At 52.3% G+C, this 15231-nt stretch carries 15 protein-coding genes, 1 tRNA gene and 1 pseudogene; 7 read left to right on the top strand and 10 right to left on the bottom strand.

Annotated elements, in window-relative coordinates; genetic code table 11:
- Positions 1-89 precede the first annotated feature (89 nt).
- The 3 genes and pseudogenes from BST95_RS21310 to BST95_RS05410 form a co-directional block, all read left to right on the top strand.
- Positions 90-344: pseudogene (locus BST95_RS21310) on the top strand (helix-turn-helix domain-containing protein); the annotation flags it as partial.
- Positions 337-774, top strand: a complete 438-nt coding sequence (locus BST95_RS05415; RefSeq protein ID WP_084198465.1) for a hypothetical protein — start codon at positions 337-339, stop codon at positions 772-774. The pseudogene BST95_RS21310 and the gene BST95_RS05415, both read left to right, overlap by 8 nt.
- Before the next feature lie 116 nt (positions 775-890).
- Positions 891-1358 (top strand): hypothetical protein, encoded by a 468-nt coding sequence (locus BST95_RS05410; protein ID WP_084198464.1) that lies wholly within the window; start codon positions 891-893, stop codon positions 1356-1358.
- Positions 1359-1361: 3 nt separating this feature from the next.
- Here BST95_RS05410 and BST95_RS05405 read toward each other — a convergent pair whose 3' ends face one another.
- Complete coding sequence (locus BST95_RS05405; RefSeq protein ID WP_146004231.1) at positions 1362-3896, bottom strand: glycosyltransferase; 2535 nt, start codon at positions 3894-3896, stop codon at positions 1362-1364.
- A 42-nt stretch (positions 3897-3938) separates the two neighbouring features.
- On the opposite strand from BST95_RS05405, the gene BST95_RS05400 reads away from it, so the two are divergent.
- The gene (locus BST95_RS05400; protein WP_229801775.1) at positions 3939-4544 is read left to right on the top strand and encodes a sulfotransferase family 2 domain-containing protein; all 606 of its coding nucleotides are present in this window, start codon (positions 3939-3941) and stop codon (positions 4542-4544) included.
- Here BST95_RS05400 and BST95_RS05395 read toward each other — a convergent pair.
- From BST95_RS05395 to BST95_RS05390, 3 genes are all read right to left on the bottom strand, one after another.
- Positions 4530-5195 (bottom strand): sulfotransferase family 2 domain-containing protein, encoded by a 666-nt coding sequence (locus BST95_RS05395; protein ID WP_084198461.1) that lies wholly within the window; start codon positions 5193-5195, stop codon positions 4530-4532. The genes BST95_RS05400 and BST95_RS05395 overlap by 15 nt on opposite strands.
- A 165-nt stretch (positions 5196-5360) precedes the next feature.
- Entirely contained in the window at positions 5361-5531 is a 171-nt protein-coding gene (locus BST95_RS21305; protein ID WP_240500265.1) for a hypothetical protein, read from the bottom strand.
- 11 nt (positions 5532-5542) lie between these two features.
- Positions 5543-6040 carry a type 1 glutamine amidotransferase domain-containing protein gene (locus tag BST95_RS05390; protein WP_240500264.1) on the bottom strand — a complete coding sequence of 166 codons (498 nt, stop codon included), beginning with the start codon at positions 6038-6040 and terminating at the stop codon, positions 5543-5545.
- 148 nt (positions 6041-6188) lie between these two features.
- Between BST95_RS05390 and BST95_RS05385 the strand changes: the two genes are divergently transcribed.
- A tRNA-Arg gene (locus BST95_RS05385) sits at positions 6189-6265 on the top strand.
- A gap of 68 nt (positions 6266-6333) precedes the next feature.
- The gene (locus BST95_RS05380) at positions 6334-7023 is read left to right on the top strand and encodes a hypothetical protein (RefSeq protein ID WP_084198460.1); all 690 of its coding nucleotides are present in this window, start codon (positions 6334-6336) and stop codon (positions 7021-7023) included.
- 1246 nt (positions 7024-8269) lie between these two features.
- On the opposite strand, the gene BST95_RS05370 is transcribed toward BST95_RS05380, so the two are convergent.
- From BST95_RS05370 to BST95_RS05360, 3 genes are read right to left on the bottom strand one after another with little or no spacing between them, the layout of a single operon-like run.
- Entirely contained in the window at positions 8270-8659 is a 390-nt protein-coding gene (locus BST95_RS05370; protein WP_084198458.1) for a DUF3604 domain-containing protein, read from the bottom strand.
- 37 nt (positions 8660-8696) lie between these two features.
- Entirely contained in the window at positions 8697-10262 is a 1566-nt protein-coding gene (locus tag BST95_RS05365; RefSeq protein ID WP_229801774.1) for a DUF1254 domain-containing protein, read from the bottom strand.
- 21 nt (positions 10263-10283) lie between these two features.
- The gene (locus BST95_RS05360; RefSeq protein ID WP_146004230.1) at positions 10284-11108 is read right to left on the bottom strand and encodes a transporter; all 825 of its coding nucleotides are present in this window, start codon (positions 11106-11108) and stop codon (positions 10284-10286) included.
- 992 nt (positions 11109-12100) lie between these two features.
- On the opposite strand from BST95_RS05360, the gene BST95_RS05355 reads away from it, so the two are divergent.
- Positions 12101-12397 carry a GNAT family N-acetyltransferase gene (locus tag BST95_RS05355; protein WP_205737332.1) on the top strand — a complete coding sequence of 99 codons (297 nt, stop codon included), beginning with the start codon at positions 12101-12103 and terminating at the stop codon, positions 12395-12397.
- A gap of 197 nt (positions 12398-12594) precedes the next feature.
- On the opposite strand, the gene BST95_RS05350 is transcribed toward BST95_RS05355, so the two are convergent.
- The 3 genes from BST95_RS05350 to BST95_RS05340 all read right to left on the bottom strand — a co-directional run bounded on the left by BST95_RS05350 (position 12595) and on the right by BST95_RS05340 (position 15214).
- Positions 12595-13629 carry a lipase secretion chaperone gene (locus BST95_RS05350; protein ID WP_169843857.1) on the bottom strand — a complete coding sequence of 345 codons (1035 nt, stop codon included), beginning with the start codon at positions 13627-13629 and terminating at the stop codon, positions 12595-12597.
- A 73-nt stretch (positions 13630-13702) separates the two neighbouring features.
- On the bottom strand, positions 13703-14716 hold the full coding sequence (locus tag BST95_RS05345; protein ID WP_229801771.1) for an esterase/lipase family protein: 1014 nt from the start codon (positions 14714-14716) through the stop codon (positions 13703-13705).
- A 213-nt stretch (positions 14717-14929) separates the two neighbouring features.
- A complete protein-coding gene (locus BST95_RS05340) occupies positions 14930-15214 on the bottom strand; it encodes a hypothetical protein (protein ID WP_102106362.1) in 285 nt (94 codons plus the stop codon).
- Positions 15215-15231 lie beyond the last annotated feature (17 nt).

Raw genomic sequence — 15231 nt, 5'->3', positions numbered from 1 at the left:
TGCTCCATGACGACTTCACTGCATCACCTGTCCGCCAACTCGCCACTGCAAGACATTCTGCAGGTATTACAGGATGACGGCGCGTTGAAGAGGCCAAGCGCCTCCTCAGGGACAGCGACTGGCGGGATCGCACGGTTACCGACGAGATAACTGCCGCGGGCTTTAATAGCAAGGCCACCTTTAATAGCTTTTTCAAGAAATGCGTGGGGATGACACCCAGCCAGTATCGGCACGGCCACAGTAATCTTTTTGGGAAAACGTCCCATTTCCATAGACGCATAAGGCCAATACCTATATATTTTGCGCGACGTTTTTACAATCTGAATGAAGATCGCCATGGATGACAATAAGAAGAAGGGCCAAAAGGCGCACTCTGACGACAAGCCGTCCGCAGGACAGGACAGCCGCCGCGACTTTGTTCGCAAAGCACTGACCGCCAGCGGCTTCATCGTTGCAGCCGGCGCTATTAATAGCGGACTGGTACCCAAGGCTTACGCCCAGGTCACCACAACGACGACAACGACCACAACCACCGTACAACCGACCACAACGGGGAGCCCAACCACAACCGGTGGCCCAACGACTACAGCGCCCCCCCCACAACCACCGCTGCGCCCCTTCCTGTCCCGGCCATTGGTGCTGTGGGTATCACCGGATTGGCAACAGGTCTCGCCCTGGCAGCAGCTATCGCCGACAAGAAGCGCAACGACAAGGACGAAGCGTAATCCAAGTAACGCCTGTGCTGAACACCCGCACCGCTGCCCAGAACTTTGATTATTAACCACGAACACCGGTTTGTTTATCTCGCGGTACCTCGAACCGCATCCACCGCGATCTCACACTCTCTCCAGAGAGCGTTTCCAGGTTCTGTGAATATGGGACAACATCGTATGAATATCCCCGTCGAATGCACTAAAGGGGATTACACGATCATCGCGGGCGTGCGCAACCCTTATCAACGCATGGCAAGCCACTACTTGCACCGCCGTGACAGCCACCCACGCTCCGTATGGCACTGGACCTTCCATGAATATATTGCGCAGCTGGAGAAGCATTGCCTGCACTGGTGGGGCCTCGCAGACGATCCTCCGGCCTGCTCCTGGCTAAGAGACATAGAAGTCAGCCACTTGCTGCGCTACGAGTCACTTGAGCAACAATGGAATGAGCTGAGCCTGTGGCAACGCGTGGGCTTTATACCGCGATTGCTTCACCGTAACGCCAACTCGGCCAATCGGAACAGCTGGCACGCTTTGTATACGAGGGAACTGGCAGACAGGGTTTTCCATTTGCAACGAGAAGACTTCGAACAACATGGCTATCATCAGGACTCCTGGCGGCGCAATTATGCTGTAGATTGAGCTTCAAGCGCTCATAGAACCAGGCATATCCGTCAATTGACGGGTAGCAACTGCAACCTCAGCGAGCGCAGCAGCCAAATCGCTCAATCCTGCACTGCCTACGACCATATTTTCCAATCCCTCTGTGGATCCAGCCAGCACAACCTGAGGCATGCCGTCAGCCACCTGGCAAAGTGCATCCTGGGCGTCTGCTAACTGCACTTCAGCCAGCTGTTTTACATCCTGTATTACCAAACAGTGACGGCAGGGGCTATTCGCCAATTGCAGAAGATAACTCGACAGCCACTGCAAGCGCCCTGCAGCGTCCAATTCATTGCCTGCAAACGGCCGCACTACCACCTTGTCTATCCCCAGACTCGCCAATAGTGCCGGTACGTCTTGCCCCTCTCCAGGCAAATAGACGATGGCATCGAAATCAAATAGAGGCCCTTCCATCTCTTCTTGCAACGCGGCAAACAGAGCATCGACATGGGCACTCCCCAGCAGCTCACTGAAATGTGCGTGACCTGACGACACATCCAGCCCCAACTCAGTCCAGCCAATCACATAGTTCCGGATCCGATCGTGCCAATCGTTCACGTAGGGCACCCCTAGCGGACGATTGAAACGGTGCAACCAACGAAGAAAAGGCACGCAGAGCGAACGCCCTCCTGCCTGACGAAACTTTTCCTGAATATAACCCTCTTCCGCACCAAACCCTCGGAATCTGGGATTAAAGCCCCGCCAGGCATCCCGACGGAACGCGAGCAAGCCGCACCCCTGCATCTCTATATCAAATGGCTCGGCGTCAATGCTCTCGCCGCGCGGGTCGGTATCCCAGGTACCGTACATGCCGCCACTCCACCCTGGCTTAAAGTGCGTGGAAAGACTCTTGAGATCGTCATACACCAACGGACCCTGCAGCAAATCATTACAGTCAGGGCGCGAATCCAGATAATCAATTAAACGCCGAATCGCACCGGGGGCAAGGAATACATGACAATCCATTATCATCACATACTCTGCGTTCGCCTCGCGAACGATATAGTCCTTGCATACCGTTCCAACTGCCTCCGGCTGCGGTATGTATCGATAATGCGGGACATCCTCCTCCATTGATTTCAGCGCCGCGGCGCAAGGGCTGGTGGGATTGTTATCCAGCACGACGAACTGGACTTCATCAAGCACCTCCGGGTGAAACATGCGCACTGCCTGAATCGAGAAGTACACGCCGTCATAATCGTCAAAGGTCGCCATGCCTATACACAGTTTGCGCCGCTCTCCAATGGGAGTAGCCGCTGGTATCTCCGCAGGCTCATAGTGGAGACTGACACCAGCTGCACTGGAAGTATCACCGGGAAGAGCTTCCGGATGGGCTGCCTGTTGATCCAGAACATCCTCTCTCAGCTGCGACAACTCATCGAGAAACGCACAGCGTTGACCGTACTTATGTAATTGCGCTTCGACCGTTTCGATCGCCAGCGAGTGATAGTTGAGCGCTGACGCTATCCTGATAAATTCCACATACCGACCTTCTGACCACAAGCTCGGCTCGAAGTAATAGCATGGCTCAGTCTCTGGCAAATCAATCGCCGCGACGGCCAGATCAAAAGCAGCCTGCAACTGGCCTTCCTGACGCAATCGTCGCGCCATCCAAACCAGTGGCTCCACCCTCCCTGAGTCTTGTTCATAGGCTGTGTGGTATGCACCAATCACTCGGGTCAAATGGTGATCAGCTCGATCAGCCGCTCGAGCGAGCTGATATTTCGCATACCACTGATGTGCCGACTCAATGGCATAGTCTCCGGCGCGACGATACTGTTCCATGGCCTGAACCCAACTCCCTCTGGAATATAAAGTATCGGCCAGCGGGAACAACAGACCAATATCCGTGGGAGCCTCTAGCAGCGCCTGCTCAAAATAGAGACCATCTCGCTCAAGCCGCAACGCATCGCGCCAGCGCACACCATCACAGTGATGACAAATTCGCAACGAGTCGAGCCAAACAGCCTCCTCCAGACCAACAGCAGTCTCAGCCAATGCGCCACGGAAGACGTAGTGCGCATCGTTTCGTACCAACCGCGGCTGCAGATAACTAGCGCCAACGGCTTCAACGGCCAGCTGAAACGCCGGCGCTACTCGCAGTTGGTCAATGGTAGAGGACACCTTGAGCGTCTCGTCTGCGTCCAGCCAGAGCACGAAATCAGCCAAGCCCTTACTGGCATCCACCAACTGATTGCGAACATGCGCAAAGTCAGTGAATGGCAAATGGAGCAGCTCACCTTTAATGCCTTCGAGTGCCCGCTCAACACGCTCGCAGGTATCATCATCACTACCGGTGTCAGCGATCAACCAGCGATCGATATAAGGTTTTACGGAATCCAAGCAGCGCTCAATAACAGCGCTCTCATTCCTGACCATCATGACCAGGCAGAGAGAATGTCCAGCAATCACAATCGTTATTCCAGTCTTGTAGCGTGAAGGCAAAAGAGGAAGTATAGGGAGATTGATCACGAATACCAATCGCCCCCGAATTGGAGCCGCTGCATGCTTTGCCATAAACACAATTGTGTCTTCGTACACATACCCAAGACAGCAGGTATGAGTGTTGAACAGTGGTTTCTGGATAGACTGGGCCTGCAAGAGGAAGACCGCCCAAAGCTGCTGCTCTACCCCAATGACGACCCCGAGAAGGGCCCGCCCAGAATGGCGCACTTGCTGGCACACCAATACGTAGACTGCGGCCACATAAGTGCTGATTTGTTCGAGAACTACTTCCGTTTCAGTATTGTGCGCAACCCCTATAAGAGACTGATATCGATGTACCACTACTTACCTCAGTCTCGGGCAACCAGTTTCGATGACTTTGTATTTAACCGCTTCTTCCGACATCTGTGGCGCAACATGTACTGGTTTGTACGGCCCCAAGTAGAGTATCTACATGACAAAAATGGCAATATGCTGGTCAATCGGGTAATTCGCTTCGAGCAGCTAAACGAAGATTTCTCTGCCGTTGCCAAACAACTGCAGCTGCCGGACACACCGCTTCCTAAAGTAAACGTGTCCAGAGATCACCGACCCAAAGAGTACCGCAGCCTGGCCGATTACTACCGCAGAGATGAAACAAGGCGCTGGGTGGAACATCTCTACGCCGACGACCTCGCGTATTTCAAATACGATTTTCCGGCAGAACTAGAGGGGAAATGAATAACCCAGCAACCGAATCTCGCGCTCACAGAGTTTCTGAATCATGAGCTTCTCGCTAAGCGACAAATCATCCACACGGCTGCTTTTGGGGCGATGACTGCCCTTCGCCAGCGGTAGCTGAAGCGGCCCGGGAAGCCCAAGACGAGGGGCAAGCTGCGTTATTTCAGCACCGAGGTTCTCGTAGCGCAGCAGTTGGTCCACGAGGACCTCTCCATCCTGGGTATAGAGCTCGTAACCTAGTTTGATTAGCTTATTAGCCTCCGTTGAAACCAATACGTCTGTGGCACTAGGGCGATGCTCCGACGGGTAACGCCAATGATAAAAAGAGAGAAATCGATCCCAGGGGTTTCGTACGACGCAAAATTTGAAATACTCACACCACACTTTCTCCCCGAGAAATTTACGCGCATGTTTAGCACCGCTGTGATTTGCAAGCGGCGCTACCGCACCCAGTGCTAATTCTCCCAGCGGTTCACGATAATGCCGCGGCCCCTGATAACCCAGGGCTTGCCGCGTGGCCTCGTCTTTCTTGCTGAGAGGCGTGACAATGTCGCCGTCATCGCAGTATTGAGACAGTGCAATTTCCAGACTGGTCCCGGCCGCCTTGGACGTCTTAATAAAAATAAACTTATACCGATGCGAAACGATCATATTGCCTGTGTGCTGTCAATTCTGTGGCGACAAATTCATCATATGCTATAGATTTCAGTCTGTCTCAACAGCACAGCAGAATACACTGCAATTGGGTCAAATTCGGGTTTACCCCAAGACTGAGCAAATGACTTGTACTGCAAGCAGAGGCCAGCGCGAGAATAATTAGCCAGCCTGCAGCGCCGCGAGCAATGCATCAGCCACCGGCTCCGACGACGCCGGGTTCTGGCCGGTGATAAGCAGGCCGTCCGTCACCGCATAGGGATGCCAATCGGCCACAGCACTGAACTCGCCGCCGAGCGCCTGTAATCGGTCCTCCAGCAGGAACGGCACCACCTCGGTGAGACCTACCGCGGCCTCCTCGCTGTTGGTGAAGCCCGTGACTTTGCGGCCTTTGACCAGTGGCCCCCGTTAATGTGAGTATTCACCAACACCGCGGGAGCATGGCAGACAGCGGCTACGGGTTTCTGCTGCCCCATGAAGCTTTCAATCAGGGCAATGGAATCAGCACTCTCGGCCAGGTCCCAGAGCGGGCCGTGGCCGCCGGGGTAGAACACCCCGTCAAAATTTGAAGCGTCCATCTCTGCGAGCAAGTGAGTGCTTGCCAGCACAGCCTGTGCCGCCGGATCGGTATTAAACCGCTCGGTGGCCTCGGTCTGGGCCTCAGGTGCGCTACTCTTGGGGTCCAGCGGCGGCTGCCCTCCCGCTGGCGAGGCCAGGGTGAGCTCCATCCCCGCATCCAGCAGCCGGTAGTAAGGCGCGGCGAATTCCTCCAGCCAGAAGCCGGTTTTCTCGCCGGTATCACCGAGTTGATCATGTGAGGTCAGGACCATAAGTACGCGCATTGGGAAGCTCTCCAGAATAATCAGTGCACAATATACGTCTATATGACGCGGGGCAGATTCACCCCCAGCGTAGACCACTACACGGCCTGATCACCCACGAATAGGCGCTGGACTCGCCACCGCGCTAAAGGTACCATTCGCCTCCGTTCCGCCCGTAGCTCAGCTGGATAGAGCGCTGCCCTCCGGAGGCAGAGGTCAGAGGTTCGAATCCTCTCGGGCGGGCCAATCTACAAAGCTTTATCTGATAATCACGCACTATCGGGTCACCCAGCCTCACTTCGAATGGAGCCAGTATGCAAAGAAAATGGATGTCATTACTTTCGCTGACTGTGTCTTTCAACGTCATGGCGGATTTTGACGAGTATGAAGATCGCGCAGCTTTTCTGGCGGCCGCAGGTCATACAATTCAGGAGGACTTCAATTCGGTAGTGACTAATACGGATTTCTTCCCGGATCCGGTCAGGCTGCCTAGTGGGCTGACGCTGGTTGCCGACGGGGAAAATAATTTCATCGATGCCTCCATCAAAGATGATGAGACAGACGTCAATGGGACCACCAGCGTCGCTTTTTTTACCGGCCAGTTAAATATGGACACAAATGCCCGCATTCTGCTGCCAGAACCGATCACTGCTTTCGGTGCGCAATTCGCAGCTTTGCAAGATAGCGGGGAACGAACCCGTTTTCAGTTGCGCTTGGGAGATGTTGTGGTAGCAACCCTAACGCCACCCACAGGCGGAAGCGACGGTTTTTCGAATAGGTTTTATGGTTTTGTGGCTGACGCAGGAGAGACCTTTGACTCGATCTGGTTAGTGCGCCTGGAGAACGATGCCTTCGCAATGGATGACGTAGCATTTTCCGGTAAGCCTGCTCCCGTCCCAGTTTTATCGGCACCGTTTGCCTTGCTACTGGTAGGCATACTGGCTGCGGTCGGTCAGCGTCGGATCGGTCAATTAGAAAAATTGGACGAGGGGTGTCTTGACTAAAGTAGGCGAAGCTATCCCATCGCATATCGTGAACTGATACTAAATTCGATCCGTCTCACGGATTGATGTACAGATAGTCGTACAGGGCCACCGCACAAAACGAAAAGCGCTTCGAGGGCAGAGGTCAGAGCTCTGAACCCTATCAGGCGGGCCGTTTTAGAAAGCTTTCCCCAGTATGTTCCCACCAACCTAAATACCAATGGATACTGGCGCTAGCGATTGTCCGCTATTGGCCCCTAAGCGGACATTCTGGTGCCAGTGAGCGGCACCAAGCAGGAATACTGCCCTTTCGAATGAATTCGCTCAACGTGGCTTTCAAGCCATTGAATCATCCCTCTATCATGATCTAGATTTCGCCTTTTCCTTTGAATCAAAATGTGAATCGGCCTCGGGGTCGGCCAATAATCAAGCACTGGCTTAAATACCAGTCGGACCAGATTCAGACCAAACCTAGAACACGCATGCCTCCATAGAGCCCAATGAAAACCGCTCCTCTAGCTACACTTGGTACGTGGCCAAAAGCCTCTCCCTGGCAAGTAAGCTACGGCCCTTGCAGTAGGATCTGATTCTCTTGGTGCTAGAGTTTTCTGGAGTGCGTTTGGTTTGCCATTACAGTGCACAGGATGTTCAAGAGGCTGAAAGAATACGTCGACTGTCCCGAGGGTCCAGTCGACACAATCACCTAAGGTAAATACCCCGAACAGTTCGTGAATACTTCCCGCGCATTAAAACTAATGCAAGATAGGTGTCCTTGTTCTCCCTAACAATCAACTCCCTAGCGATACCGCAACGCCTTTATAAGACATAGATCAATCTCGTCTGTCCTCAACACGCTCGGTTGTACGTGCCTCGGTACGAGCTTCCACTCGTGTATCTGAGCGATTTGTCGAGCAAGCGGTAAGAAACGTGGAGCTAAGAATAGCGACAGAGGCTAACAGGCATATGGTTTTCATAGTTCTTCATCCTTTCAAGGTTTTGCTGCGTTTTAGTGGAGCGGACCAAATGCCGCACCTTAAATTCGACCAAAATACAGTAGTGACTTTCATGGAGAGCCTGGCGATACTCGAATCTGCCCTACACAGCTCTCGTGCTCTGCAAAGTACGAACGACAACCAGTTTAAGTTCCATCGGTTGTTAATGCCCTTTGGACATCCTACACTTTCCCAACTTCTCGCGGTGGTTGTGCATCCTTCCGACAGATTCGACGCCCTGCATTCAGCAAATGAAGTGAATCTCCGCAAATAATTTAGCGGCGACATCTGCAGTCATGAGTATCGATGGCGATCGCTTTTCCAAGCCCAACTGAAGCGACCCATTGGCCGATGTGAACGAGGCCACTCGCTTTGATCAAACCGAGTACAATGCCCATCATCTCAGCTCGGTTCGGCAGTGCATAGTACTGCTGCCTCTGCAACTTCACCTTGCTATCAGTGTGATGCGTCACTGCATCACCAAGGGCAACATCGTGATCAACCTCCGCCCCCAACGACTGGTTGCCAATGCCAAAGGCATCAATGGACCAATTCGAGTGACCGTGTGTCGTACCAAACAGCAACTGATCCTGATCAGGTGTTGCCGCATCAAGCGATGCAGAAGCGGCACACAGCATACAAAGTACAACCTTCAATCGATTCATCTTGATGCTCCAGTAGTTGTGACCGCTTCACGGGGTTCTAGTGATCATGCGAATCGCCGAATCCATCTCCGATGAGTTCGAAGTCGCCGGGGCGCCATTCCCTGTCAAACCAGGCATCTAGCGGTCCATACAACCTAAAGATGGCCCACCATCCCTTGCCGGGCACCGTCTGTATCCAATTGGCGGCTTTTCCGTCCGGTGCCGTTGGGCCAAAGTAAAGTTCGATTGACCCATCTTTATCGACAATCAAACTATCGCGTTTGTTGTTTTTACTTGGGAAGGGCTGGCCTGTCTGAAGTTCGCTTCTCGTCTGAGGGTCATACACCACCATTGACCAGAAATCCTTTGCTGGAACATTCGGCGGGATGCGGATACGGTAGAATTTACTGCCGTCTAGATAATTACCCGACTGATCAGAAGCGGCGACCGCGTACTGCGATCCGGCACCGACCATCTTCATCACCATAGCGGGTGTGTTCAACGTGTATCCGTAGAAAAACGCTGTGCGTGCATCGAGATTGCGCCCACCATCACCGCCTGCAATCAGCCATTGATAATCGCCCCCAATAAAAGCGGAGTACCACCGACGATCGTCATACAAATATGCCGTTTTATCTCGTGGCTGCAGTAGCAACGCACGAGCAGTCGCATTGCCAATGGCAATACCGTCGCGCAACAACCGCTGCATGCGCGCGTCTGGCTCAAACGGTTTACCTTTTTGTATACCTATGCTCGCCAGTTGACCACGTAGTTCAGGGTCCAGGAATCCGACTGGTTCTCTTTGAATAACATCATTAATTTCGTCAAAAAAACTCGAGTCGTTGGCGTGCACCGTATTGAATGGAATTTTCGACCCACTGATAAATTTCATCTCAGGCGGATTATCTTTTTTATTCAAGGGATATATTTTCAAAGCTTCCTTGACGGACCGTACCGCTGCGTCTGTTTTTCCATCAACAAGAAAGCCTCGCAGAACCATCAGATTTATTGCGGAGGGCGAAGTTGCTGTGAAGTAGCCTTTCGGAATATCCCCTTCATAGTCGTGAGGCAAAATTAGGTATTTACCCCCCTTTCCACGATCAGGTCCGGGTGCGCCCATATCCGTCACGAAACGAAAATACGCGTCATTGACGGTACTAGGACCGCTACCCGGAGGGATTTCGACGACAACAGGGCCATCGCGACTCAGATCAAAAATTACGACGGAATACACCGTATCTGTATTCCCCGTCAAAAATAGTGGGTTGGAGTCGAGTAGCTGATCGAACATCATCACTTGGTTTGGTTTCGTCACACCAAGACCTTCGAGACCGCGACGTATACCTTCAAGTGAGGCTGCAGGGACCATATTCAGAAAAACATCGGTGGCTCTAATCGTATCGAGGTTGTCATAGAGTTTCCGGACAGTTTCATCATCCGGCATACCATCAAAGAAACGGAGCTCTCCAATCGAAGTGTCAACAGCATCCTCTGTAAGAATCGATTTAGGAATGGTTTGATTAAATCCTGGCGTTGGTTCAGCTGCCGTCCCGAGCATCGCTACTAATAGACATAGCGCCAGTACCGCTACCTGTTTTGTTTCTAATATTTTCAGCATTTTCATCGAAGTGTCGTCCTGTCAGTGTCAGCCCTTTGGTATAACGACTTGCAGCTGGAAACGGAGTCGCCATCCCTCGGGTCCATTATCAGGCGACGTTGCCCAATAACCAGCGCCCGCCACCCAGTTAATGGGGACACCACCAACGGGCAGAATCTTAGCCACACTCAAGTTAATCGGGATCGTCCACTCTGTAGCTTTCCAATCGTAGGTGCTCTCAGATGTCAAAGTGTATGTAAACGCACTGCTCGTCGTGTAAGAAACGAACGGCTGAACAAAACTTGCGCTAGTAGGAACCTTCGGGTTGCTCTCAAGATCCCAGATGTGGTTACCCAGTGCGCCCATCGTCCAAGGGCCTGCCACCTTCAGTACAATCCCGGTTGCACCACCGGCCCAGGTATCTGTCGAAACGTCTGACCAAGTTGGTATACGCAGTATCGGACCAACACCCCAAGTCACTTTGTCAGGCGTAGTCTTTGAATACCAAGCATTGAACAGAATATCGCCAAAACCGGATTGAGATGTACCAGGGATCACGTCTTTCTGATCGATATATGGAACGATGGTGCGTGTAACCAAGCTGGCTTCGTCGCCCAGAGAAAATGGAATTACTGGCTGAAAATTAATGGTCTTCCTGGTGCCTTTGTCATTAGGCCCTAGATTGTCGTCAAGATTTATTTGCAAAGGCAATGACGTGATTGCTGCAATCGGATTCGCGAGTTTTTGAGCCAAGTCTTCATCAGCTAAAGCAGTTTGCCCAGTCGCAGTCAGGCAGCACATACAAAAAGTGCTGAAAGAAAATGACGCGATAGGGTGGTGCGTATGTAAATTGTGCGGGAAGAATTTTCGCATTTTGCGTTCCTCGCTTGTGTCGTTCTACTCTCGAGCCGTTCTGCATGAACTATGCCAAGTGTAGACTGTATTTCTGAAAGGCGCGCTCAATAGGTTTATTTTTCCTGTATTCTAGCCATGCAGCCTGGTAGAAAGCCCATCTTACATAGACTGAGACAAGATCTACCCGGCGCGTCCGTCGCAGTCCTTCGATCTGCGAAAATAATCTACCCCTGATGCGACTAGACAATCGACACATGCATTGGGAACACGCCAATGCTTGCTGGCTCAAAGGATTATGATTAATTGACTTTGCTTGGTAGAAATATGCTCATACGCCGTAAGCGGCTTGTGAAACTTTTAATATCTTCTGAGCAGGCTTAAATGGCTAAACTTTGATTACTCCTGCAAATCCCTGGAAATCAATGTTGAGCAACAGAGACGAGGTACCTCTGCCACGCCCGGCAAGTGCGCTCTGTACCGCCAAGCCAGTTATTCCTACAGCGCGAATCTTTCACGGTCCATGGAACCCCTGACGGCTGAGCTACTTGCTATAACTGATTTGAGTCGCAACGAACAATGCAAATTGCGAAAAGCCTGAGTGAGGCTGAAGAAATTTTCCCACACTGTAAGTTGTCAGGGGATGCCAGATATAATCAGCACTAAATTTCAGACAACTTTAGGCTGTTCCGGGTGTCACCCTAAAAGGCATCCAATGCCTGTAGCTAAACCGTCGGCAAGCCTCACTCCTGCACCGGCCAATGCCCCGAGGATTGTTTCATCAGCAGCTCAAAAAACTCATCTACAAACGTTTCAAAAAGCAATTCGCCTATTATATGAGTGCAGAAAGAAATCTCGCTCTTATTGCCTAGAAAAGTAGCCATTGCGGAAGTGTGAGCATGAACTGCGATTCCCAGATTTACTTGATGTGCACGTCTTTGGGCAGACAGTGATGGCTTCGAATTCCCTCGGTAAGACCGCCTTAGTAGACAGTTTTAGTTTAAGAAAAATCCATGATACTTCGCGAAGCCACCCACAACGACTTACCTTTACTACGCAGATTCGAGCAGGGCGTTGTCGAAGCTGAGCGACCCTTCAAAAGCAGGATTAGAGCCGAGGGTGCTCACTACTACGATCTCGAGGGTCTCATGGCCAGCGAGGATACTTACCTGCTAGTGGCCGAACTGGACGATGATATCGTGGCTAGCGGCTATGCCCGAATTGATGCACCCAAACCGGCTTTCGTTCACACCGAGCATTTCTACCTGGGGTTCATGTACGTGTCGTCAGAGCAACGCGGTAAGGTTTGAATGGCGCCATCATGGAGCGATTGATGGGGTGGAGTACCGAGCGCGGCATTAATGATTCTTACCTGGAGGTATACTCAGAAAACTCAGCAGCGATTCGCGCCCATGAAAACTGGGCTTTGTCACCCACAAGGTAGAGATGAAGCTGCATACGCCTTGAGCGCTTGGAGGAAGCCCGCACGCACAAGGCGCGATGCACCTCAGCCGCCTCTATCAATGGCCCGAATTCTGACAAGCTCATAGCTCTGAAAGTGTCGGCGCCGTATTTCTTCAACAAGATGCGCCCTCTCTTCCTCTGGGTAGCCTTCTACCGCAGACAATTCCTGCCTGTATTCATCGACACGCCGCTGCCAATCCAGGCGCTCAGCGTCGAGTGCAGCCATACGACTGGCAGCGTCGACTCCTACAACTTGCCGACGGGCCTCGAAAATAGCTTCTGGGGATTGACCCGAATCGCTCAGGTTTGCGGATATTTCACGTATTTCAATAAGAGCTGACGACATTCGGCTTCCAATGGTACCGGCATGTAGCGCTTGTTCGTTCAAATACGCAAGCGCTTCCGAGCGCTGCTGCGGTGTCAAAGTTGCATCGGTGTTAATTCGCCACTTTTCGAGCATAAGGTCATCGTAGGCGTCCTCCCTGATAAACATCGCCTCTGCTACGCCAGCGGGCAGAAAGTCTAATCTGGACTCACGAATTTCTCTTTTCAGTGCTGCGATGCTCTCCCTGTCGCCGGACATGCCACCTTTAATGTTTGCGTCATTAATAATAGCGCCGATGTTATTGCGATACTTTATGTATCCTTCGAGAATATCTATCGCAAGTGTGTAGTTATCCACACTCAACTCACCGCGAAGGTAATGCTGAATACGCGCAATGATGATCTCAAGGGGCTCCTCGCCAATTGCGACAAGGTAGTGTTCGAAGAGGTCCCTTAAACGCCAATCGACTATCAAAGACCCGCTATCATCGGTCTGTAAAAGCACGGGCGCACCGATACCTGAGAGTGATGCTGGTACCTGATCGAAATACTCTTCAGGCAGGAGCCTGTCGGGCTGACCTGAACTTTGAACAATATTCTCTATGGCCTCGATCGGAAGTACCGCTTCGGGTAGATCCCGATCGTTCAACGCTGTGCCGCCACTTACAGTTACTGCATCAAATTTGCCGAAATATAAATAGCCTACGCAGCCTGCCATCACTATTAATGCAGGGACAATTAGGGGCAGCTTCATATCGGACACTCTCAATTGACCGCTTGGCTCACAGGGCACCTCAAGGGTGCCCCGAAGCTTTGCCGTTTGACATTCAGAGTCCGGCAGCCTTGAGACGTGCTGCATGGGCTTTGTAAAGTGGGAGCGGCGATGTAGTGAACAGCCCCCTCAACCCGAACAGGCCATTCGTCTGGTCGAGGTGGTTCATCGTGTAATCATCGCGAATATTATCACCGAGATGCATTGAGCAGCGCTCCACCAAGCCGTCATTTTCTGCGCCGTGTACGATGCTTGTTATTGCAAGCACCGCATCTATGGGATCCAGAGCATTGGAGTTAGTAATTGCATTGTATGTGCCGCCCCACGAATAGTAGCGAACACCATTTACCTCGTGCGCGCCATCGTTAACAGAGTAATCCTTCACCCACTGAGGCCACCACCATCGACCCACATTCACCCAGGGTGTCTCTTCACACGCACCAAAACGCAATCCCTGAGGATAGGTGACGTTGAAGGCTGCCGCCCCCGCCGAATCTAGCGAGGCGAGAGCCGCCATCGCGTTTTGCTTCTGCTGTGGGTCTCCAGATAATGCGCCAATCAGGCCACCCAGCGCATTCGCAATGCCGCTGACCGCGGGGCTTAGGGGAGAGCCATTAATCAGATCCGCCACATCGCTTCCATAATGAGGACTGCCGATAGAGGTGACAGATGCCACAAGGTCAGGGCGCACTGCCGCCACATAACGTGAAGTTGGCCCCCCTTGGGAATGCCCTATCAAGTTAACTTTTCGAGCTCCGGTCAGTGCCAGTACATCCTGTACATAGCTCAACAGTTGCTCACCGCGAACTTCGTTGCTCTCGAAAGCGGTGACCTGCGCCGTGAATACCTGGTTTGCCCCGACACTAGAGAGCGCATTCTCGACACCAAAAAAGTAGTCCACGAACAGCAACGTATCGAAACCTGATAAGCCATGCACCAGAACAATGGGATACTGGACAGCACCCGAGTTATCGCTCCTGGCAACCGTGGCACCTGACATCATCACCACAGCCAGCAGCGTAACTAAAACCACTTTTAGACCTGCTAGACCACTCTTGATTTTTTTCATTATGAAACCCCGTCTTGTTAATTTATTGTTGACAGTGTTAACACTATGGAAAGTAGACCATAAACTGAGGCTGTGCAAGCGACGGCCAGGCAAACACGAAAGAAACCAGAGTCCCCCATGAGCCGATCACAGCCACAGTGCAGGGATCATGATCGCTATTCGTTATTTACTAATCGTCATGGCCTCGCCGATTCTTGCGGCTCAACCGCATACTTACAGAACGGCATACGCACCCATCCCTAGCGTGAATACAGCCCACGCTGGTACGCATAGTGCGGCGAGGAGGGGCCGAGCAACTGGGAGGGTGCTCAGGGGGAACCAGGGGTCAAAGTCCTCCCACCAGAAATCCTGGTCGGCGAACGCATTCTCAAAGGGGCTGCCACCGGATGTCAGGGCTTCCCAGGACTCGTTGGAAACCTGATTGCCGCGACTGCCGAGTTCGGCGAGCAAATCCCAGTCTGCCAGCAGGACACAGAGGCAGTTCGCTGGCCCAGCCATCACCTCACATACCCCTG

This window comes from Halioglobus japonicus (genome assembly GCF_001983995.1).
Lineage (GTDB): Bacteria > Pseudomonadota > Gammaproteobacteria > Pseudomonadales > Halieaceae > Halioglobus > Halioglobus japonicus.
Note: the sequence above shows the minus strand (reverse complement) of the source record. Positions and strands in the feature narration are given on the sequence as shown.